At 71.6% G+C, this 19,745-nt stretch carries 24 protein-coding genes and 1 tRNA gene; 8 read left to right on the top strand and 17 right to left on the bottom strand.

The genetic code is table 11. The features are described 5' to 3' along the window. The first annotated feature begins 72 nt into the window (after nt 1–72). Nucleotides 73–762: a TetR/AcrR family transcriptional regulator gene (locus ACFY1T_RS10640; RefSeq protein WP_390787829.1), complete on the top strand. Its 690-nt coding sequence runs from the start codon at nt 73–75 to the stop codon at nt 760–762. 82 nt (nt 763–844) lie between these two features. On the opposite strand, the gene ACFY1T_RS10645 is transcribed toward ACFY1T_RS10640, so the two are convergent. Then, nucleotides 845–2,482: an MDR family MFS transporter gene (locus tag ACFY1T_RS10645; RefSeq protein WP_390787830.1), complete on the bottom strand. Its 1,638-nt coding sequence runs from the start codon at nt 2,480–2,482 to the stop codon at nt 845–847. A gap of 14 nt (nt 2,483–2,496) precedes the next feature. Continuing rightward, nucleotides 2,497–2,955 carry a MarR family winged helix-turn-helix transcriptional regulator gene (locus ACFY1T_RS10650; RefSeq protein ID WP_051805019.1) on the bottom strand — a complete coding sequence of 153 codons (459 nt, stop codon included), beginning with the start codon at nt 2,953–2,955 and terminating at the stop codon, nt 2,497–2,499. A gap of 145 nt (nt 2,956–3,100) precedes the next feature. On the opposite strand from ACFY1T_RS10650, the gene ACFY1T_RS10655 reads away from it, so the two are divergent. Continuing rightward, nucleotides 3,101–3,349 (top strand): hypothetical protein, encoded by a 249-nt coding sequence (locus ACFY1T_RS10655; RefSeq protein WP_390787831.1) that lies wholly within the window; start codon nt 3,101–3,103, stop codon nt 3,347–3,349. 142 nt (nt 3,350–3,491) lie between these two features. Here ACFY1T_RS10655 and ACFY1T_RS10660 read toward each other — a convergent pair whose 3' ends face one another. The 10 genes from ACFY1T_RS10660 to ACFY1T_RS10705 form a co-directional block, all read right to left on the bottom strand. Continuing rightward, entirely contained in the window at nt 3,492–4,208 is a 717-nt protein-coding gene (locus ACFY1T_RS10660) for a hypothetical protein (protein WP_390787832.1), read from the bottom strand. A 56-nt stretch (nt 4,209–4,264) separates the two neighbouring features. Then, a complete protein-coding gene (locus tag ACFY1T_RS10665; protein ID WP_389009099.1) occupies nt 4,265–5,122 on the bottom strand; it encodes an RNA polymerase sigma factor SigF in 858 nt (285 codons plus the stop codon). A gap of 219 nt (nt 5,123–5,341) precedes the next feature. Beyond that, nucleotides 5,342–6,217 (bottom strand): RNA polymerase sigma factor SigF, encoded by an 876-nt coding sequence (locus ACFY1T_RS10670; protein ID WP_078860028.1) that lies wholly within the window; start codon nt 6,215–6,217, stop codon nt 5,342–5,344. A 221-nt stretch (nt 6,218–6,438) separates the two neighbouring features. Further along, the gene (locus ACFY1T_RS10675) at nt 6,439–6,600 is read right to left on the bottom strand and encodes a hypothetical protein (protein ID WP_165937499.1); all 162 of its coding nucleotides are present in this window, start codon (nt 6,598–6,600) and stop codon (nt 6,439–6,441) included. A gap of 391 nt (nt 6,601–6,991) precedes the next feature. Further along, on the bottom strand, nt 6,992–7,279 hold the full coding sequence (locus ACFY1T_RS10680; protein WP_030857919.1) for a hypothetical protein: 288 nt from the start codon (nt 7,277–7,279) through the stop codon (nt 6,992–6,994). Between the two features lie 128 nt (nt 7,280–7,407). Then, nucleotides 7,408–7,492 (bottom strand) — tRNA-Ser (locus ACFY1T_RS10685). A 57-nt stretch (nt 7,493–7,549) separates the two neighbouring features. Continuing rightward, nucleotides 7,550–8,041, bottom strand: coding sequence for a tRNA adenosine(34) deaminase TadA (gene tadA / locus ACFY1T_RS10690; protein ID WP_030857921.1), 492 nt, complete (start codon nt 8,039–8,041; stop codon nt 7,550–7,552). Then, on the bottom strand, nt 8,041–8,586 hold the full coding sequence (locus tag ACFY1T_RS10695; protein ID WP_390787833.1) for a hypothetical protein: 546 nt from the start codon (nt 8,584–8,586) through the stop codon (nt 8,041–8,043). The genes tadA and ACFY1T_RS10695 overlap by 1 nt, the downstream gene beginning before the upstream one ends. 409 nt (nt 8,587–8,995) lie before the next feature. Further along, nucleotides 8,996–9,190 (bottom strand): hypothetical protein, encoded by a 195-nt coding sequence (locus tag ACFY1T_RS10700; protein ID WP_390787834.1) that lies wholly within the window; start codon nt 9,188–9,190, stop codon nt 8,996–8,998. A 144-nt stretch (nt 9,191–9,334) separates the two neighbouring features. After that, entirely contained in the window at nt 9,335–10,273 is a 939-nt protein-coding gene (locus ACFY1T_RS10705) for a universal stress protein (protein ID WP_030857927.1), read from the bottom strand. A gap of 212 nt (nt 10,274–10,485) precedes the next feature. Between ACFY1T_RS10705 and upp the strand changes: the two genes are divergently transcribed. Next, entirely contained in the window at nt 10,486–11,121 is a 636-nt protein-coding gene (gene upp, locus ACFY1T_RS10710) for a uracil phosphoribosyltransferase (RefSeq protein WP_030160225.1), read from the top strand. Between the two features lie 62 nt (nt 11,122–11,183). On the opposite strand, the gene ACFY1T_RS10715 is transcribed toward upp, so the two are convergent. Together ACFY1T_RS10715 and ACFY1T_RS10720 are read right to left on the bottom strand one after the other, a co-directional pair. Next, the gene (locus tag ACFY1T_RS10715) at nt 11,184–11,846 is read right to left on the bottom strand and encodes a LytR C-terminal domain-containing protein (RefSeq protein ID WP_390787835.1); all 663 of its coding nucleotides are present in this window, start codon (nt 11,844–11,846) and stop codon (nt 11,184–11,186) included. Nucleotides 11,847–11,998: 152 nt separating this feature from the next. Then, complete coding sequence (locus tag ACFY1T_RS10720; protein ID WP_030160221.1) at nt 11,999–12,298, bottom strand: type II toxin-antitoxin system VapB family antitoxin; 300 nt, start codon at nt 12,296–12,298, stop codon at nt 11,999–12,001. 88 nt (nt 12,299–12,386) lie between these two features. On the opposite strand from ACFY1T_RS10720, the gene ACFY1T_RS10725 reads away from it, so the two are divergent. Both ACFY1T_RS10725 and opcA read left to right on the top strand, forming a co-directional pair. Further along, entirely contained in the window at nt 12,387–13,967 is a 1,581-nt protein-coding gene (locus tag ACFY1T_RS10725) for a helicase HerA-like domain-containing protein (protein ID WP_390787836.1), read from the top strand. A 108-nt stretch (nt 13,968–14,075) separates the two neighbouring features. After that, nucleotides 14,076–15,008: a glucose-6-phosphate dehydrogenase assembly protein OpcA gene (opcA, locus tag ACFY1T_RS10730; protein ID WP_390787837.1), complete on the top strand. Its 933-nt coding sequence runs from the start codon at nt 14,076–14,078 to the stop codon at nt 15,006–15,008. 3 nt (nt 15,009–15,011) lie between these two features. Here opcA and ACFY1T_RS10735 read toward each other — a convergent pair whose 3' ends face one another. Beyond that, nucleotides 15,012–15,605 carry an HhH-GPD-type base excision DNA repair protein gene (locus ACFY1T_RS10735; protein ID WP_390787838.1) on the bottom strand — a complete coding sequence of 198 codons (594 nt, stop codon included), beginning with the start codon at nt 15,603–15,605 and terminating at the stop codon, nt 15,012–15,014. Between the two features lie 105 nt (nt 15,606–15,710). Between ACFY1T_RS10735 and ACFY1T_RS10740 the strand changes: the two genes are divergently transcribed. Beyond that, on the top strand, nt 15,711–16,529 hold the full coding sequence (locus ACFY1T_RS10740; protein ID WP_390787839.1) for a VOC family protein: 819 nt from the start codon (nt 15,711–15,713) through the stop codon (nt 16,527–16,529). Between the two features lie 51 nt (nt 16,530–16,580). On the opposite strand, the gene ACFY1T_RS10745 is transcribed toward ACFY1T_RS10740, so the two are convergent. Further along, on the bottom strand, nt 16,581–17,456 hold the full coding sequence (locus tag ACFY1T_RS10745) for a helix-turn-helix domain-containing protein (RefSeq protein WP_390787840.1): 876 nt from the start codon (nt 17,454–17,456) through the stop codon (nt 16,581–16,583). A 359-nt stretch (nt 17,457–17,815) separates the two neighbouring features. Here ACFY1T_RS10745 and ACFY1T_RS10750 point away from each other — a divergent pair, with 359 nt between their 5' ends. Both ACFY1T_RS10750 and ACFY1T_RS10755 read left to right on the top strand, forming a co-directional pair. Further along, on the top strand, nt 17,816–18,679 hold the full coding sequence (locus ACFY1T_RS10750) for a Scr1 family TA system antitoxin-like transcriptional regulator (RefSeq protein ID WP_390787841.1): 864 nt from the start codon (nt 17,816–17,818) through the stop codon (nt 18,677–18,679). Then, complete coding sequence (locus ACFY1T_RS10755) at nt 18,679–18,927, top strand: DUF397 domain-containing protein (protein ID WP_390787842.1); 249 nt, start codon at nt 18,679–18,681, stop codon at nt 18,925–18,927. Before ACFY1T_RS10750 ends, ACFY1T_RS10755 begins: the two co-directional genes overlap by 1 nt. Here ACFY1T_RS10755 and ACFY1T_RS10760 read toward each other — a convergent pair. Next, nucleotides 18,912–19,340, bottom strand: a complete 429-nt coding sequence (locus ACFY1T_RS10760; RefSeq protein WP_390787843.1) for a hypothetical protein — start codon at nt 19,338–19,340, stop codon at nt 18,912–18,914. The genes ACFY1T_RS10755 and ACFY1T_RS10760 overlap by 16 nt on opposite strands. Nucleotides 19,341–19,745 lie beyond the last annotated feature (405 nt).

Genomic DNA, 19,745 nt, shown 5'->3' on the forward strand with positions numbered 1-19,745 from the left:
GGCACCCTCTAGCATCAAGTGGGCGGACCGGGCATTCCGGGCTGATCCAGTTGTCGTGAGGAGGGTGCCTCCATGGTGACCACGGCCGATCCCGGCGCTTCCCGGACCAGCGTGTGGCTGGCCCCCGGGCACCCCGCACCCGCCAGGCGCCGCAGCGAGGCGCCTTCGGGTCTCGACCGGGACCGGATCACCGGAGCCACCGTCCGGCTGCTCGACGCCGAGGGGCTGGCCCGGTTCTCGATGCGGCGGCTGGCCGCCGGGCTCGGGGTCACCGCGATGTCCCTGTACTGGTACGTCGACACCAAGCACGACCTGCTCGAACTCGCCCTGGACCGGGCCCTGGGCGAGCTCCCGCTGCCCCGCAGCGCCCCGGCAGAGCCGATCGCACCCGCCGAGCCGATCGCACCCGCCGAGCCCATCGCACCTGCCGCGCCGTCCCAGGACGGCTGGACCGGCCGGCTGCGGTCGCTGGCCTGCGGCTACCGGCGGCTGCTGGCGGAACACCCGTGGGTGGCGCCGCTGACGGCCGCGTACCCGAACATCGGCCCGCACGCCCGGGCCTTCGACGCCGCGCTGCAGCGGCTGCTCGACGCCACCGGCCTGGCGGGTGCCTGCCGGACGGGCGCGCACCTGGCCGTGTCGCAGTTCCTGAACGGCTGCGGGGGCACCGCCCGGCGGGCGTCCGACGGGGACTTCGTCCTCGCGCTCGACGTCCTGATCGCGGGCATCGAGGCGAAGGCCGCCGCCCGGCCGGGGACGTAGGAAACCCCCGCCGGGCGCCGCTCCCGCCCTGCCGGAGGGGAGAGGCGGCCCGACGGGGGTCCGCGGGTACCGCTCGCCGTCGCTACTCCGCCGTGGCCGTGGCCGCCGACGCGGTCGGAGCGTGGGCCGCGGGCTTCGACTTCAGCGCGACCTCCTTGATGAACAGCACCAGGAGGAGCCCGAGCAGCGCGAACGGCGCCGCGTACAGGAAGACGTCGCCGACGCCGTGCCCGTACGCGGACTCGACGACCGTGCGGAACGGCGCGGGCAGCTTGTCGAGGTCGGGGATCCCGCCGCCGGCGGTGCCGCCGTGGCCCATCGCCGCCGCCTTCGGGCCGAGTTCGGCCAGCCCGTCCTTGACGTAGTGGGTGACCCGGTTGGCCATGACCGCGCCGAGCGCGGAGACGCCCACGGCGCCGCCGAGGGAGCGGAAGAAGGTGACGACCGAGCTGGCGGAGCCCAGGTCCTCGGGGGCCACTTGGTTCTGCGTGGCGAGGACGAGGTTCTGCATCATCATGCCGAGACCGAGGCCGGTCAGCGCCATGTAGATCGCGATGTGCCAGTACGGGGTGTCGTACCGCAGGGTGCCCAGCAGCCCGAGGCCGGCCGTCAGGAGGACGCCGCCGGAGACGAGCCAGGCCTTCCACCTACCGGTCTTGGTGATCACCTGACCGGAAACCGTGGAGGAGACGAAGAGCCCGCCGATCATCGGAATCGTGAGGATTCCGGACATCGTGGGGGACTCGTTGCGGGCCAACTGGAAGAACTGGCTGAAAAACACCGTGCCCGAGAACATCGCGATGCCGACGAACAGCGAGGCCGCGGAGGCGAGGGAGATGGTCTTGTTGCGGAACAGGCGCAGCGGGATGATCGGGTCGCTCGCCTTGGACTCGACGAGGAGGAAGAGCAGGCCGAGGAGGACGGCGCCGCCGGTCATCGCCGCGGTGGTCCAGGAGACCCAGTCGTACGAGTCGCCGGCCTGGGTGACCCAGATCAGGAGCAGGGAAACGGCTCCGCTGATCAGGAAGGCGCCGAGCCAGTCGACCTTGACGTCGCGGCGGACGACCGGGAGGTGCAGGGTCCGCTGGAGGACGATCAGGGCGATGATCGCGAACGGCACGCCGACGTAGAAGCACCAGCGCCAGCCGAGCCACGAGGTGTCGGTGATGACGCCGCCGAGGAGCGGGCCGCCGACGGTGGCGACGGCGAAGACCGCGCCGAGGTAGCCGCTGTAGCGGCCGCGCTCGCGCGGGGAGATCATCGCGGCCATCACGATCTGGGCGAGGGCGGAGAGACCGCCGACGCCGATGCCCTGGACGACGCGGCAGGCGATGAGCATGCCGGTGTTCTGGGACAGGCCCGCGACCACCGAGCCGAGGACGTAGATCACCAGGGATATCTGGACCAGCAGCTTCTTGCTGAAGAGGTCGGACAGCTTGCCCCAGAGCGGGGTCGCCGCGGTCATCGACAGCAGGGCGGCCGTGACGACCCAGGTGTACGAGGACTGCGTGCCGCCGAGGTCGCTGATGATCTGGGGCAGGGCGTTGGAGACGATCGTGGACGACAGGATCGCCACGAACATGCCGAGCATCAGCCCGGACAGCGCCTTCATGATCTGGGCGTGGGTCATGGGGGCGGGGGAGCCGGGAGCGGACGCGGGGTCGGACGTGGTCTCCGACCGGCTGCCTCCCTGCACACCGGTGGGTGCGGTGGTCGCCATGTGTTTCCTTCGGTCTAGAAGCTCGATCGGAGCCGGGTCAGCAAGGTGTTGAGTACGTCGATGTCGTGCGGGGACCAGTCGGCCAGGGCCCTTTCCAGCGCGCCGGTGTAGCGGGCGCCGACCTCGGCGAGGAGGGCGTGGCCGGCCGGGGTGAGCCGCAGGATGCGGCAGCGGCCGTCGCCGGGGTCGATGTCGCGGGTGATCCACCCGCGGTCGGCGACGTGGGCGACGTGGCGGCTGGTCACCGAGATGTCGATGGCCATGAGGTCGGCGAGGCGGCCGAGCCGCATTTCGCCGTGGCGGTCGAGCAGGGTGAGGACGGCGGCCGAGCCGGCCGGGCAGTCCGGGGGGAGCAGCCGGGCCAGGTCGCGCTTGACGGCGCCGATGCCGGTCAGCTGGCGGGCCAGCTCTTCGTAGCGGGTGGTGGGGGTGTGGGGTGTCTGCGCTGCGGGTGGTGCCGGTGGCGCTTGCAGCGTCCGGGCTTCGGTGGTCACGGGGCTCCCTCCCCTCCTCATGTTGTTGCTTAGGGCAACCATAAGAGTGATTGGTTGCTACAGGCAAACGAATAGGGGGGTGCGGGCGGTAAAGGAATGGGAAAAGCCGCTAGGGTCCTGAGGCATGGCTGCGAACCACAACTCACAGGGACCCGAGGGCAACTACGACCCCGCGGGCAGCACTCAGATGTTCCGGGCGTTCGTCGAGGAGGCCGCACCGGCCGGGCCGGGTGCCGGGGCGGGGCCGGTGGCCCCGGGATCCCGGCGGCGGCAGGCCGCGGCGCAGAGCTCGGGGTCGAAGGCCGGGCTGTGGCTGGGGGTGGGGGTCGCCGCGGTCGTGCTGATCGGCCTGGTGGCCTGGCTGGCCCTGTAGTCGCCGGTGAGGGCGGGGCGGGGCGCCGCGCGGGCCGCACCCCTGCCCCCGCCTCCCCTCCCCGCCCCGGAATCTCCCCTCCGCCGTCTCTCCCCGGCCGTCCCCTCTCCCCGGCCGGCCCTGGCTCCGATCGCCCCGGCGCCTACGTCCAGGTCGCCGTCGCGCTCCGGGTTTCCACGTGCATGCCCAGGGGGACCCGCCAGGACTCGACGCAGACCGTGTAGGTCCGCGTCTTCGTCGTGCCCCCGGGGACCGGGGCGGGGAGGGGCTGGGTCGTGGTGATCGTGGCCCAGTCGATGCCCAGTGCGCCGATGATGTGCGTCGCGAACGTGACCGTGCCGGAAGTGGCCGGTTTCGATCCCGTGTTGGTGAACGCCACCGTGACCTTCTCGCACCAGCGGTCCGCCGCCGGGGCGCGGGTGGGCGGGCCCAGCGTCAGGCTCGCCGGCGTGGCCGGGGGCGTCGTCCCCGGCTCGGGCGCGGGGGGCCGCGGGGTGGGCGGTGCCTGCCCCGGCGGTGCCTGCCCCGGGGGTGCCTGCCCCGGCGGGGGCTGGGCCGGCTGTGCGGTACCGGCCGGGGTGGCCGGGGATCCGCCCTGGGCGGAGGCCGCCGGGCTCCTCGGGTCCGGGGTGCCGGGCGGCGTACTCCCCGTCTCCGAGGTGGGAGGGGGGCTCTCGGCCAGTTGCCGGAGCTCCACCGGGGACTGTGGCGGCACGTTGTCGCCCGCCCGGCGTTCGGGGCCCGGGGCCACGGCGCCCGCGGCCGCGTAGCCGTCACGTGCCGGGCCGCCGCATCCCGTCAGGCATGCGGCGGCCAGAGAGCAGCACAGGGTCATCAGGGTGAGCGTTCGGCGGTCCACTCGCATCGCCGTAGTTTTGCTGACCCTGCGTCAGGTGGGAACCCTTGCGGCCCCTGCTACTCGCCGATCAGGCCCACGCGCAGCTGTGCCAGCGTGCGCGTCAGCAGGCGGGAGACGTGCATCTGGGAGATGCCGACCTCCTCGCCGATCTGCGACTGCGTCATGTTCGCGAAGAACCGCAGCATGATGATCTGCCGTTCCCGGGGCGGGAGTTTGGCCAGCAGCGGCTTCAGGGACTCGCGGTACTCGACGCCCTCCAGAGCGGCGTCCTCGTACCCGAGCCGGTCCGCGAGCGAGCCCTCGCCGCCTTCGTCCTCCGGGGAGGGCGAGTCGAGCGAGGACGCGGTGTACGCGTTGCCGACGGCGAGGCCGTCGACGACGTCCTCCTCCGACACCCCGAGTACGGCGGCCAGTTCCGGCACCGTCGGCGAGCGGTCGAGCTTCTGGGCGAGCTCGTCGCTGGCCTTGGTGAGGGCCAGGCGCAGCTCCTGGAGGCGGCGCGGGACGCGCACCGACCAGGAGGTGTCCCTGAAGAATCGCTTGATCTCGCCCACGACGGTCGGCATCGCGAACGTCGGGAACTCCACGCCGCGTTCGCAGTCGAACCGGTCGATCGCCTTGATCAGGCCGATCGTGCCGACCTGGACGATGTCCTCCATCGGCTCGTTCCGGCTGCGGAAGCGGGCCGCCGCGTACCGGACCAACGGGAGGTTCAGCTCGATCAGGGTGTCGCGTACGTACGCCCGTTCGGGGCTGTCCGCGTCCAGGGCGGCAAGTCGCTGGAAGAGGGAGCGGGAGAGGGTGCGGGTGTCGATGGCTTCCGAGCGGACAGGCGCTGCAGGCAGTGCAGGCGCTGCCGGCGCCGCGCTCTTGACGAGCGTGAGCACCTTGGAGCTGCCCTGGTCTACGGACATGCCACCCCCTTGAGGTCGCGGACGGTCGCGTACGGCGCGTCCGTCGGAGGAACGCAGCCTCCACCTGAATACCGGAGGCGGGGCTGCGGCAAACGCGGTTCCAGCAGAATGTCACATGTCGGCAACACGCTGTAGCGCCAAGTCGACATATATCTCCAGCGACAGAGCGGAATGAGCCCATTCTGTGGGAAACGGCGGAGAGAGCTCCACCCGTTTCAGCTACGCCTCGATCCTGTTTGCGGACCGGAGTCGAGCGAAGCTCCGGGCGAGCAGTCGCGAAACGTGCATTTGGGATACGCCGAGCTCCGCGCTGATCTGGGACTGCGTCAGATTGTTGTAGTACCGGAGCAGCAGGATCCTTTGTTCACGTTCGGGCAGCTGTACGAGGAGGTGCCGGACGAGGTCGCGGTGCTCGACCCCGGCCAGCTCCGGGTCCTCGTACCCGAGGCGGTCCAGCAGCCCCGGCAGCCCGTCGCCCTCCTGGGCGGCCTCGAGCGAGGTGGCGTGGTACGAGCGCCCCGCCTCGATGCAGGACAGCACCTCGTCCTCGGTGATCCGCAGCCGCTCGGCGATCTCGGGCGTGGTGGGCGTGCGCCCGTGCAGGGTGGTGAGGTCCTCGGTGGCCGCGTTCACCTGGACCCACAGCTCGTGGAGGCGGCGCGGCACGTGGACGGTGCGGACGTTGTCGCGGAAGTACCGCTTGATCTCGCCCACGACGGTCGGCATGGCGAACGTCGGGAACTGCACCCCGCGGTCCGGATCGAAGCGGTCGATCGCGTTGATGAGGCCGATCGTGCCGACCTGGACCACGTCCTCCATCGGCTCGTTGCGGCTGCGGAAGCGGGCGGCCGCGTACCGGACGAGCGGGAGGTTCGCCTCGATGAGGGCCCCGCGCACCCGGTGGTGCTCGCTCGTGCCCGGCTGAAGGCCCTTCAGCTGGCCGAACAGGACCTGGGTGAGGGCCCGGGTGTCCGCGCCCCGGCTCTGCGGTCTCGGGGGCGCTGGAGGCTCCTCAGGGGGCTCCTGCCGAGGCGGGACCGGGGAGTCCTGGGGCTCCTGCTGGGGTGGCACCTGAGGCGCAGTACTGGCCGGCACGGTCACGCCACCCCTTCATGTCAACTCATCCGTCAAAAGCGGTCATAGCATCACAAGACATGTGCACTGTGTGCAAGCACCGTATATCGCCGTGTTGAGGGCAAGTTGGGCATAATGGGGTGTTTTGGACTGGGCTGTGCGAGGGGGTGCGGGAACGCGAAAGCCCCCCACCCGTCGGAGTGGGGGGCCGGTCGTTCGGAAGGCCGCGTCAGCGTACGGGTTCAGCGCACCAATTCGGTCATGAACGCGCCGATGCCGTGCGCTGCGTCCGATATGCCCTGGAAGCCTATTTTGACGATGTCGGCAGCCTTGACCGGCTGGGTGATGATCACGAAGAGCACGAACACGACGAGCCCACTCATGATCATCTTCTTGGTGTCCATGAGCGGTGTCGGCCTCCCCAAACCGGTCCTGCTGAGTCGGGTGAGTCTAACCGTTCGTCTTCGGACACTCACCCGGCCTTTATGGACCAATGACCCGGCCGTCCGGGCCCTTTGCCGCAGTACGGGCGGGTGGGGGTGGCGCAGTATTGAAGACGAGCCCACCGGTTCTGGCAGGAAACCGGTGGGTGAGGGACAGGACCTCACTGCGGGGTCCGAGCCGCAAGCTTCCCCCTGACTGCGGTTCGGACTGGCAGGTTCCGTCCTCGTCGGGGGAAGTGGCTTGTCCCCCCGATGCCACTTCCCCCGCCCGTACGTCGAAGGCCCCGACCCCGGTCGGGGCCTTCTTCGGCTTCCGCCGCGGTCCGGCCCCCGCCGCTACCGGATGGCGCCGCTACTGGATGGCGCCGAGCAGGCCCAGGACGGGCTCCGCGGGGGCGATCACGGGCGCCAGGTCGTTCGGCAGCTCCGTCAGCCGACCGAGCTTGTCCAGCTCGTTGAGCTTTCCGCCGATCTCCTGGACGGACCCGGGCGTGGCCCCCTGCGGCATGCCCGGGGCCGCCTGCGGCAGGTCCGGGAGGGTGATCGGGGCCGGGGTGGCGGCGGAGGCGGCGGGAGCGGCGAGGCCCGCGGCGGCCCCCGCGAGGGCGAAGGCGGCGAGCATGCGCTGGGTCTTGGTCATGCCGTGACAACGGCGGAGCGGGGCGCGCGGTCACGCGGGCGTCATCCGTAAAGACGCGTCGGGCCGCGGTGTCCCGCCGGAAAACGCCGGAAGCCCCGTCCCTTGCGGGGCGGGGCTTCCGAACGAAGCGGTAGTGGAGGGATTTGAACCCCCGATGGGTTGCCCCATACTCGCTTTCGAGGCGAGCTCCTTCGGCCACTCGGACACACTACCGAGATGGATCCTAGCCTAAGGACCGGCATCAAATGAAATCGATGCCGCCGAGCCCCCTCAGCGGTCCCGGAAGAAGTCCGTCAGCTGCCGCGCGCACTCCTGCGCGAGCACGCCGCGGATCACCTCCGGACGGTGGTTGAGCCTGCGGTCCCGTACGAGGTCCCAGAGCGACCCCGCGGCCCCCGCCTTCTCGTCGTCGGCGCCGTAGACGACCCGGGCCACCCGCGATTGCACGAGCGCGCCCGCGCACATCACGCACGGCTCCAGGGTCACCACGAGGGTGCACCCCGGAAGCCGCCATTCGCCGAGCCGGGCGGCCGCCCGGCGCAGCGCCAGCACCTCGGCGTGCGCCGTGGGGTCGCCGGTGGCCTCGCGCTCGTTGTACCCGGTGGCGAGGAGTTCGCCGTCCGGGCCCAGCACGACGGCGCCGACCGGCACGTCGCCGGCCGGCACCGCCCGGGCGGCCTCCGCGAGCGCGAGGCGCATGGAGTCCCGCCACGGGTCCCGTACGGGATCGGGGCCGTGCAGGGGGTGGTGCGTGGTGATCACTAGCGGACGGCCTCCAGCACCTCGGTGGCGCCGAGGGACTCGGCGATCTCCGAGAGGGCGTCCCCGTCGAGGGTCATCAGTTGTTTGTTGCTGACGCCGAGGTCGTCCAGCAGCCGGGGGTCGCCGAGCGGGCCGGCGGGTACCGGCTCCGCGCCGGGCGAGTCCTCCTCGTCCTCGTCGTCGCCATCCGTGAACGCGGCGATCGTCTCCTCCTCGCCGTCCTCGGTGCCGTCAAGGTCCAGTTCGTCGAGTTCGTCGTCCTCCTCGTCGCTGCCCAGCAGCTCGTCGGTGAGCATCGAGCCGTAGGAGCTGCGGGAGGCCGCCGAGGCGTTCGATACGAAGTACCGCGGGTCCTCCTCGCCGTCCACGCGGACGACGCCGAACCAGGCGTCCTCCTGCTCGATGAGGGCGACCACCGTGTCGTCGTCGACAGCGGCGGTACGGGCGAGATCGATCAGATCACTGAGGGACTCGACGTCGTCGAGTTCCATGTCGCTCGCTTCCCACCCGTCTTCGGTGCGCGCGAGCAGTGCGGCGAAATACACCGTGACTCTCCCACTGGTCATAGGCGTGCCGGTTGGAGGTCCCCCCGGCCGGAGGTGGGGAGGGTTGGAACGGCTGTCCTGCTCGCCGTTCGTGCCCCGCCCAATCGGCATCGTGGCAGAAAGCGCGGCTTTGCGAGAGGTCTTCGGCGCTTGCGTCGTCCCGTGCCGTGCGCTCCGCGGGCGGTACGGGGGCCGTACGGGGGCTGCCGGGGCACGCCGCGGCGGCCTCGCGGGGCCCCCGCGATCCCGCCCGGAGCCCCGGCGCGGCGCCGGTGCCGGACCCCCGTCCCGGGGCTCCCGCGCCTCGAACGCGGGCCGGGCGGACCGGCCCCGCGTCACCGCGGGCCAAGAGGCGGTGCCCCGGGGCGTGGCGCGTGGGCCCGGCGGGGCGGATGCGCGGGGATCCGGGCTACCAGCGGAACGTACGCATGCGCATCTGCTGGCGCATGCGGGCCGCGCGGGCGCGGCGGGGCTGGACGCGGTCGCGCAGGGCCTGCGCCTCCATCAGGTCGCGCAGGAACTGCGCCCTGCGCGCTCTGCGCTGCGCCGCCGTCTCCGGCGGCTGCGGCGCGTCGTTCTCTCGGCTCGGCTTCGTGTCGGGCATCCGCCACCACCCCGGCTGGTCCGGTAGTCCTCCTCCGCCGACGCGAAGCAGACCCCCCCGCACCCCACCTTCCCCCGGACGGGGCGGTTGATGCCACCCCTTCGCTTCCCGTTTTCGCAGCCCCTTCGCAGCTCAGAAGGGTTGTCACTCGTCGTCCGACAGGGTCGGGACCACCGCCACCGGACCGTGCGCGTGGTGGAGCACCGCGTGCGCCACCGAGCCGATCATCAGGGCCCCGACCCTGCGCCGCGGGTGATGGCGGCCCACCACCACCAGGGCCGCCGACCGGGAGGCCGTCACCAGTCGCTCCGCGGCATCGCCCGGGACCGCCGCCTGTTCCACCGGCACCTGCGGCCACCGGGCCCGGAACGGCGCCAGCCGCTCCGTCTGGGAGCGCAGCATCTCCCGCTCCGCCGGCACCGCGTTCCCGTCGTCGGCCAGGCCCTCCGGGGGGATCACCTGGAAGGGGTTGTCCACGACCATGACCGGCGCCGGCGGGATCGCGTACGCCGAGACCACCTGGACGGTGGTCCCCCGTGCGGCCGCTTCCGCGAAGGCGAAGGCCACCACGTCGTCCGGCGTCTCCGCGGCGTGCAGGCCGAGCACCACCCGCCCGGCGGACTGCCCGGCCCCCGCCTCGGCGCTGCGCGCCGCGTGCGGGACGACCACCACCGGGAAGGCCGCCGTGGAGGCCACGGCGCGGCTGTTCGAGCCGAGCAGCAGGGCGGCGAAGCCGCCGCGGCCCCGGGAGCCCATCACCAGCATCAGGGACTCCTCCCCGGTCACCCGCAGGGCCTCCGGCACGGAGCCCTCCAGCGACTCGTACCGCACCTCGGCCGGCAGCTCGGGGGCGCCGGCGAGGACGTCCCGTACGTGCTCGCCGACCGGGTCGGCGAACTCCTTCGGCTGCGAGGGGTCGGCGAGGGAGGTGCGGCGCGCCGCGTACAGCTGGACGCTGTCGGGCAGTACGTGCGCGACCACGAGCGGGCTGCCGTGCCGCAGCGCCTCGGTCCGCGCCCATTCCAGCGCCTTGAGGCTGTGCTCGGACCCGTCGACCGCCACGACCACCGGTGCGTTGCTCATCCGTCCAGCGTGCTGGGCGTCCGGGCGGGTCGCATCCGCAGGGGATCCGGTCGCATCGGCAGGCGATCCGCGCCGATCCGCGGGCGGCGGGGCGGGTTCGGACGCACGGGGGTGCGCGCACCGCGTAGCCTTTTGACCGTGGGTCGCGAAAAGGTGCGGCCGTTTTTGCAGGTCGCAGGTCGAAACCCGGCAGCTGAGCCTTGGAGGATGTTGTGCGTTTGCAGGTCGTCGATCACCCCTTGGTGGCGCACAAACTGACCACCCTGCGCGACAAGCGCACCGACTCCCCCACCTTCCGTCGGCTCGCCGACGAGCTGGTGACCCTCCTCGCGTACGAGGCCACCCGCGACGTGCGCACCGAGCAGGCCGACATCGTCACCCCGGTCGGCCCGACCACCGGCGTGAAGCTCTCGCACCCGCGCCCGCTGGTGGTGCCGATCCTGCGCGCCGGCCTCGGCATGCTGGACGGCATGATGCGGCTGCTGCCGACCGCCGAGGTGGGCTTCATGGGCATGGTCCGCAACGAGGAGACCCTGGAGGCCTCCACGTACGCGACGCGCATGCCGGAGGACCTCTCCGGGCGGCAGGTCTACGTCGTCGACCCGATGCTCGCCACCGGCGGCACGCTCGTCGCGGCGATCCAGGAACTGATCAAGCGCGGCGCCGACGACGTCACCGCCGTGGTGCTGCTGGCCGCGCCCGAGGGCGTCGAGGTCATGGAGCGCGACCTCGCGGGCACCCCGGTGACGGTCGTGACGGCCGCGGTCGACGAGCGGCTCAACGAGCACGGCTACATCGTTCCGGGCCTCGGCGACGCGGGCGACCGCATGTACGGCTCGGCCGAGTAGGGGCCGGAGACGACGCACGAATCAGCCGGCCACCCCTTCCGGGGCGGCCGGCTGATTCGCGTTCAGCAGGTCTTGGCGGGAGCCGGCTGCGGGTTGGCCAGCAGGTACAGCTCCTTGTCCGCCGCCTCCTTCGGGCTGAGCTCCTTGAAGGCGTCGCCGAGGATCAGGTCGATGTCCGCGCCCTCCCGGGCGTCGGTCTGCTGCGTGTCGCCTTCGAGCTGGGTGCCCAGTACGGAGAAGGCGGCCTTGTCGGTCTTGGGCGAGCCGAGCAGTATCCCCGTGCCGGGGACCTTCTTGTCGAAGTCGGCGGGTGCGTTGCCGACCTTGCCGATGGTGAAGCCGCGTTTCTTCAGCTCGTCGCCGACCAACTTGGCGAGCCCGGCGCGCGGGGTCGCGTTGTAGACGTTGACCGTGATCTCGCCGGGCTGCGGCAGGGCCACGGCCGGCTTGGCGGCGGCGGGGCTGGCGGCCGCCGCGGCGCCCGCCCTGGGCTTCGGGGTCGCGCAGTCCTTGCCGGCGGCGCTCTGGTGTCTGCCGCTGCCGCCCTCGCCGCGGAACACGTTCATGAGCTGCACGGATCCGTAGCCGAGCAGGGCCAGACCGAGGACTGCTCCGAGCACGGTGAGGACGATCCGGCGGCGCCGACGCGGTGGCCTCATACGGGGGTAGGAAGCACCCGTGACGCGGTACTTTCCGCCCATGCCGGGGGGAGTGAGCATGCTCATGGGCGCAGCGTAATACCGCCCGCCTGCGATGCCCACCAAATGATCTGTTGATAGGGCAAGACCGACCCGAAAGGCGCAATTCTCCCGAACCGGAACCCCAAGGGGGGCCCGGGTCGAAGCCCTTCGCGGCCTCGCCTACGGCGTGTCCCGGCTCAGTAGTCCATTTCGAGTACGCGCGCGTGCAGCACCTGGCGCTGCTGCAGGGCCGCGCGCACGGCGCGGTGCAGTCCGTCCTCCAGGTACAGGTCGCCCTGCCACTTCACGACGTGGGCGAAGAGGTCCCCGTAGAACGTCGAGTCCTCCGCGAGCAGCGTCTCGAGGTCCAGCTGCCCCTTGGTCGTCACCAACTGGTCGAGCCGGACCGGGCGCGGGGCGACATCCGCCCACTGCCGGGTGGTTTCCCTGCCGTGGTCGGGGTACGGCCGCCCGTTTCCGATGCGCTTGAAGATCACACGGAAAGCCTACCGGGCCGGTGCCTGCGGGCGCAGCCTTGCCAAGCCGGTGCAAAAGTGGCAGGCAGGGCTATTTCGGGAGTGATGTATGAGCGAGAGCACCGACCCCGCGTCCCCGGCCGACCAGATCGCCGCCGGGTACGCCTTCACCGGACCCGCGCTCGAACTGGGTGCCCTGCTCTGGGACGGGGCCTGCCTGCCGGACCGCCAGATCCGCATCCCGCTGTCGATGCTGGGCCGCCACGGCCTGGTGGCGGGAGCCACCGGCACCGGCAAGACCAAGACCCTCCAGCTCATCGCCGAGCAGCTGTCGGCGGGCGGCGTCCCGGTGTTCCTCGCCGACATCAAGGGCGACGTGTCGGGCATCTCGGTGCCGGGCGCGGCCAACGACAAGGTCGCGCAGCGGGCGGAGGAAGTCGGCCAGCCGTGGGAGGCCGCCGGATTCCCGAGCGAGTTCTACTCGCTGGGCGGGATCGGCCCCGGCATTCCGCTCCGGGCCACCGTGACGAGTTTCGGCCCGGTGCTGATGTCGAAGGTATTGCAGCTCAACCAGACCCAGGAGCAGTCGCTCGCCCTGATCTTCCACTACGCCGACACCAAGGGACTGGAGCTGATCGACCTCAAGGACCTGCGGGCCGTCGTCGCCTTCCTCGTCTCCGACCAGGGGAAAGCCGAGCTCAAGGGCATCGGCGGGCTGTCCACGGTGACGGCCGGGGTGATCCTGCGCGCCCTGACCGCCTTCGAGCAGCAGGGCGCCTCGGAGTTCTTCGGCGAGCCGGAATTCGACACCGGTGAATTCCTGCGGACCGCGGCCGACGGGCGCGGTCTGGTCTCCGTACTGGAACTCCCGGCGGTCCAGGACAAGCCGCAGCTCTTCTCCACCTTCCTGATGTGGCTGCTGGCCGACCTCTACACCGACCTGCCGGAAGTCGGGGACCTGGAGCGGCCGAAGCTCGTCTTCTTCTTCGACGAGGCCCATCTGCTCTTCAACGGCGCCTCGAAGGCCTTCCTGGAGTCCATCACCCAGACCGTCCGGCTGATCCGCTCGAAGGGCATCGGCATCTTCTTCGTGACGCAGACCCCCAAGGACGTGCCGGCGGACGTGCTCGCGCAGCTCGGCAACCGGGTGCAGCACGCGCTGCGCGCCTTCACCCCCGACGACGCGAAGGCGCTGAAGGCCACCGTGAAGACCTTCCCGAACTCCGCGTACGACCTGGAGGAGCTGCTGACCGGGCTCGGGACGGGCGAGGCGGTGATCACCGTACTCAGCGAGAAGGGCGCCCCGACCCCGGTGGCGGCGACCCGGCTGCGCGCCCCGCAGTCGCTGATGGGCCCGATCGACGCGGCCGCACTCGAGGCTGCGGTCAAGTCCTCGCTCCTCTACTCGCGGTACGCGCAGCCCGTCGACCGGGAGTCGGCGTACGAGAAGATCAGCGCCGAGCAGGCCGCGGCCGAAGCGGCGGCTGAGGCGGCCGCCGCCGAGGCGGAGGCCGAGAAGCAGGCCAAGGAGGCGGCCAAGGCGGCGCGCGGCGCGCCGAAGCCGGATCCCTCGCTCGCCCAGCAGGTGGTGGGGAGCGGGCTGTTCCGCTCGCTGGCCCGGTCGATCGGGACCCAGCTGGGGCGGGAGATCTCGCGCTCGATCTTCGGGACGGCGAAGCGGCGCAGATGAGGCCCGTCGGCCCCCACCGCCCCCACCGCTTGATACGTGACGGATTCCGGCGGCCGGATCCCCCGCCGGGGTGCCGCCGGGGGCCCCGGCGCTGACAGACTTCGGCCCATGCGGACCGAACTCACCGACACCACGTCCAGCAAGATCGACCGTGCCCTGCTCGATGCCCGCCGGGCCGTCGGCAGCCCGACGATGGGCCTGGTGCTGACGCTCGTCATAGCGACCGACGAGGAGAACGCCTACGACGCCGTCCGCGCGGCCTCGGAGGCCTCGCGCGAACACCCCTGCCGCATCATCGTGGTGATCAAGCGCACCTCGCGCGGCTCGCACAAGCTCCGCCAGAGCCGCCTGGACGCCGAGCTGCGCGTCGGCTCGGACGCCGGGACCGGGGAGATCGTGCTGCTGCGCCTGCACGGGGCGCTCAACGAGCAGGCGGGCTCGGTCGTCCTCCCGCTCCTGGTACCGGACGCGCCGGTGGTGGCGTGGTGGCCGGCCGACGCCCCCGCCGACACGGCGCGGGATCCGCTCGGCGCGCTCGCCCAGCGCCGGATCACGGACGCGGAGGCCACCGCCGACCCGGTGGCGGAACTGGACCGGCGGGCCGCCTCGTACGCCCCCGGGGACACCGACCTCGCCTGGACCCGGCTCACGCCGTGGCGGGCGCTGCTCGCCGCCGCGGTGGACCAGAAGCCGCTGCCGGTGACGGGCGCGGCGGTGGAGAGCGAGCCCGGCAACCCGAGCGCCGAGCTGCTGGCGCGCTGGCTGGGGGACCGGCTCGGGGTTCCCGTGGAGCGGGTCGCCACGGACGGGCCCGTGATCACCCGGGTCCGGCTGGCCACGCGGGAGGGCGAGATCACGGTGGACCGCCCCGACGGGGCGCTGGCCACGCTGATCCTGCCGGGCAGCCCCGACCGCAAGGTCGCCCTGAAGATCCGCAGCATGGCCGAGCTGATCTCGGAGGAGCTGCGGCGCCTGGACTCGGACGAGGTCTACGCGTCGGCGCTGCGGGCCCGTCCGGCCCGTGCCCTGGCTGCGCTGTAGGACCTAGCCCTTCTCCGCCTTGGCGGCCTTGGCCGCCGCCTTCATCTCCTGTTTGTGCGCCCGCACCTTCGCCAGGGACTCCGGCCCGGTGATGTCCGCCGCCGAGCGGTAGACGTTCGCCGGGCCGTAGCCGCCGGCGGCCTCGCGCCAGCCCTTGGGGCGCACGCCGAGCTGCTTGCCCAGCAGCGCCAGGAAGATCTGGGCCTTCTGCTCGCCGAAGCCGGGCAGGTCCTTGAGCCGCCTCAGCAGCTCCTGTCCGGTGCCCACGCCGCGCCAGATGGCCTCCGCGTCCCCTTCGTAGTGCTCCACCAGGTACGCGCACAGCTGCTGCACCCGCTTCGCCATCGACCCGGGGTAGCGGTGCACGGCCGGCTTCTCGGAGAGCAGCGCGGCGAAGGCCTCGGGGTCGGCGGCGGCGATGGCGTGGGCGTCCAGGTCGTCCGCCCCCATCCGCCGGGCGATCGTGTACGGGCCCGAGAACGCCCACTCCATCGGCACCTGCTGGTCCAGCAGCATGCCGACGAGCGCGGCGAGCGGGCTGCGGCCGAGGAGTTCGTCGGCCTCCGGCTGCTGGGCCAGCCGCATCGTGATGTCCATGGATCCAGCCTCCCGCGTGGCCGCCCTCCCCGCGCGGTCGGCGCACCGCGGCCCTAGCGTGAGAACCGCGCAAAACCGACGAAACGACACAGGAGTCGATCGATCATGGCTGAGTTCCCGGAAGGCGCTCCGTGCTGGGTGGACGCGATGTTCAAGGACGTGGAGGGCGCCAAGGCCTTCTACTCCGACGTGCTGGGCTGGACCTTCGGCGAGTCGTCCAGCGAGTACGGCAACTACACGCAGGCGTACTCCGACGGGAAGGCGGTGGCGGCCGTCGTGCCGCCCATGCCGGGTGCCGACGCCCCGTCGCAGTGGTGTCTGTACTTCGCCTCGCCCGACGCGGCGGCCACCGCCGAGAAGATCAAGTCGGCGGGCGGCCGGCTGATGATGGAGCCGATGCAGGTCGGCACCTTCGGCACGATGGCCATCGCGAAGGAGCCGAGCGGCGCGGTCTTCGGCGTCTGGCAGCCGGGCGAGCACAAGGGCTTCGAGAAGATCGGCGAGCCGGGCGCGTACTCCTGGGCCGAGGTCTTCACCCGTGACCCGGCCAAGGCGGACGGGTTCCTCTCGCAGGTCTTCCCGTACGAGGCCCAGACGATGGAGCCCGGCGACGACCCCGAGACGGCCGGGATGGACTTCCGGATCTACAGCGTCGGCGGCAAGGAGAACCCGGTCCTCGGCCGGATGAAGATGGGCGACGAGTTCCCGCCGGAGATCCCCCCGTACGTCCAGGTCTACTTCGGGGTCCCGGACTGCGACGAGGCCGTGGCCAAGGCCAAGAAGCACGGCGGCGCCCTCCACTTCGGCCCGATGGACAGCCCCTTCGGCCGCTTCGCGGCGCTGACGGACCAGCAGGGCGCGGCCTTCGCGGTGATCGACATGTCGAAGACGACGGGCGAGATGCCGAAGATGTCGGACGCGTAGCCGTCCCTCCGGGGCGTATGGGGCGGGGCCGCCGACCGGGTGGCCCCGCCCTCACACGTCGGGGGGTCGCGTGACGGTGCATCCCTTGCAGGTGCCGGGGGTCGGGCTGCGGAAGGCGCGGTCGCACTCCTCGCAGGTCTGGAGGGGGACCGGCGGAACGAAGGGGGCTCTGCGGGGGAGCGGGGTCAGGTCGGGCGGGAGCTGGGCCGTCAGCCGGTGGGCGATCAGGCCGGGCGGGTTGCGGGGGTGGTCCGGGAGGTTCGCCGTGAGGGCGCCGGTCACCGCTTGATGGGTGGCCCCGCGTTCAAGCCAGGCCTCGACGCCGCCCGCCAGGCGCTGGACGTCCCGTTCGCCGAGGAGCAGGCGGGGGTCGGCCCGGCGGAGTTCGGCGAGGAGCTCCTCGGCCAGCCGCCTGCGGGCCGGGTTGTGCGGGTTGCGGGGCGCCGGGAGGGACGCCGCCGGGGGCGGCGGGCCGGGGTCCGGTGCGGGTGCGGGTGGCGGTTCGGGAGCCGGTTCGGGCGCTGGTTCGGGCCTCGGTTCCGGTGCCGGCCGGGGCGCCGGTTCGGGCTTCGGTTCCGGCAGGGTGACGGCCTTCGGGGCGTTGCAGAACACCGTACGGGTGACGATCCGCCCGTCCGGGAGCTTCTCCTGGAGCCGCCGCAGGTACCCGTACGCCTCCAGCTCGCCCAGCGCCTTGGCGATCGCCTTCTCGCCGAGGGGCAGCTGCCGGGCCAGGGCTTTGATGCCGACCGGGGTGCCGCGCGGCACGGACTGGATGTACGAGGCGAGGGCCCGCGCGTTCATCGACAAGTGCGGGTGCCGGATCAGGTCGTTGCTGACCACGGTGAAATTGCGGGTCTGCCGGACGCTGGCGTGTTGAACGCCGTACGCGGCGCGCGAGGGCGCGTTAAGGTGCTGGAAAGCCATCGGGAAGTTCTTGCCTTCTCGTGGTCAGGCCCTCGTCGGGATTGCGAGTCCCGGCGGGGGCTGCCTTGTGTCTGGAGTTGTCGCGGCGAGCATATGCCAGGCAACCGGCATGAAATCCAGCCGAGTTGGGACCATTCACCCGTGTGAGTGAGCGTCGCTCCGGGGAGGCTGGAGGGGTTGGGCGGGAGTTTCTTTCTCTTGGTCCTTCCAAAGACAAAGCGTCGCGCCGCACCGGGTCGCGCCCGGGCGCGACCCGCCCGCGGGGGCGGCCCCGCACGAACGTCCACGGCTTTGTCCAAAGCTGTCGAGACTGTCCCGACGCGAGTGACGGGTAAGGCGCGTTGAGGAGGTGGGTGCGCATGGGCGTGGACGTGGACGGTGACGGTACGGATGAGCACAGCTGGTCCGTGGACCCCGAGGACGAACAGGGCGCGGCGGTCGTGGCGGCCCTCGGCCGCCAGATGCGGGCGCGGAGGGAAGCGCTGGGGATGCGGGTCGGGGACCTGGCGGCGGCGATCCAGTACGGAGAGGCCCTGATCTACAAGGTCGAGGGCGGCAAGCGGATCGCCAAGCCGGAGTATCTGGACAAGGTCGACGAGGCCTTGGAGGCCGGGGGCCTGATCCGGGCCATGCGGGAGGACCTGGGGCGGGTGCGGTACCCGAAGAAGGTTCGGGACTTGGCCAGGATGGAGGCCCTGGCGGTCGAAGTCGCGGGTTACAGCATCCATCACGTGCATGGCCTGCTTCAGACTGAGGCCTGCGCGCGGGCGATGTTCGAGATGCGCCAGCCCACCTACTCGGTGGACGAGGTGGAGCGGTTTGTGGCCGCGCGCCAGGCTCGGTGGTCGATCTTCAATCGCACCCCGGCACCCACGCTCAGTTTCGTGCACGAGGAGAGCACGCTGCGCCGCCCGATCGGAGGCACAATGGTGTGGCGTCAGCAGCTCGAACGACTGCTGGAGGTCAGTGAGTTGCGCAACATGTCGTTCCAGGTCATGCCGCTTGACCGCGAGGTGCACGCAGGTATGGACGGCGGGATCGATGTGCTGAAGTTCGGGGATGGAACGGCAGTAGGGCGCTCCGAAGGTGCCTTCAATGGGCGTCCGGTCTCTGACGCGAAGCGGCTTCGAATCCTTGAGCTGCGCTATGGAATTATCCGAGCCCAGGCTCTCTCGCCACGGGAGTCCCGGGCTTTTATCGAGCACTTGCTGGGAGATGCGTGATGTGCGACTTGGCCTGGTTCAAGAGCAGCTACAGCGGCGGTTCCGAAGGTGACTCCTGCGTCGAGGTGGCGTGGGTCAAGAGCAGCTACAGCAGTGGCCCCGAAGGCGACTCCTGCGTCGAGGTGGCGGCCTGCCCCGAGGCCGTCCGCGTGCGGGATTCCAAGGTGCTCGACGGGCCCCAGCTGGCGCTCACGCCGCAGGCCTGGGCCGGCTTCGTCTCGTACGCGCGGCGTCAGCCCGCGTTGTAGGCGGCGTGGGAGGTCGCCTGGTAGCAGCGGGAGTTGACGGTGAAGTCGAGCGTCGGCTCCAGCGTCGCGGTGTGCGCGGCGACCGTCACGGAGAAGTGTCCGGCTTCGTTCTTGGCCCGGATCTCGTCGGGGCCGTCCTTCTTGATCTCCCAGCCGTTCCCGACCAGCGCCTTCCGCAGGTTCTGCATGCCGGCGTCGTACTGGTCACTGGTCATGCCGCCCACCGACCAGCGGTGCTCCAGGGCGTACAGGTCCCGGCCGTACTCGTCGCAGGTCACGACGCTCATGCCGGCGCGGGGCTCGGTGACCGTGCCCTTGACCCCGGCCAGCTCCAGCAGGCGGGCGGAGACCTCCCTCGTCTTCGCGCGCGCGGGGTCGGGGTCCATCCGCTCCGGCGTGTAGGGGAGTTCCATGATGTCCGAACACCCCGCGGTCAGCGCCAGCAGCGAAGCGAAGACGACCGTGGCGACACGCTCCGTGCGACGTGCCCGGCCGGAGTGTCCTGTCTCTGGAATTCGTCGCATCATCCGCTTCTCCGGGAAAGGCCGTTGCACCGGCCCGTCCCCCGGTGGCACCCGGCCCTGACCGTACCCCTGGCGGCCTGAGCGCCACCGCTCGCCCCGGCCGACCGCGCACGCGAAGGCCGGGCGGTACGGGCGGCAGTCGACCCGGGCGCGTGCGCGAGAACGCAGGGGCGAGCCGCCCGGGTGGTTCCGGGTGGCGGATGCGATGGGTCGAACGCGCGCCGACGCGATCGCTCGTAGCGTCGATCTTGTGCGGCTCCCCCGGGCCGCGCGAGGTCACTACCGAAGAGGTCG

The organism is Streptomyces sp. NPDC001194 (assembly GCF_042896985.1).
In the GTDB taxonomy this organism is placed as follows: domain Bacteria; phylum Actinomycetota; class Actinomycetes; order Streptomycetales; family Streptomycetaceae; genus Streptomyces.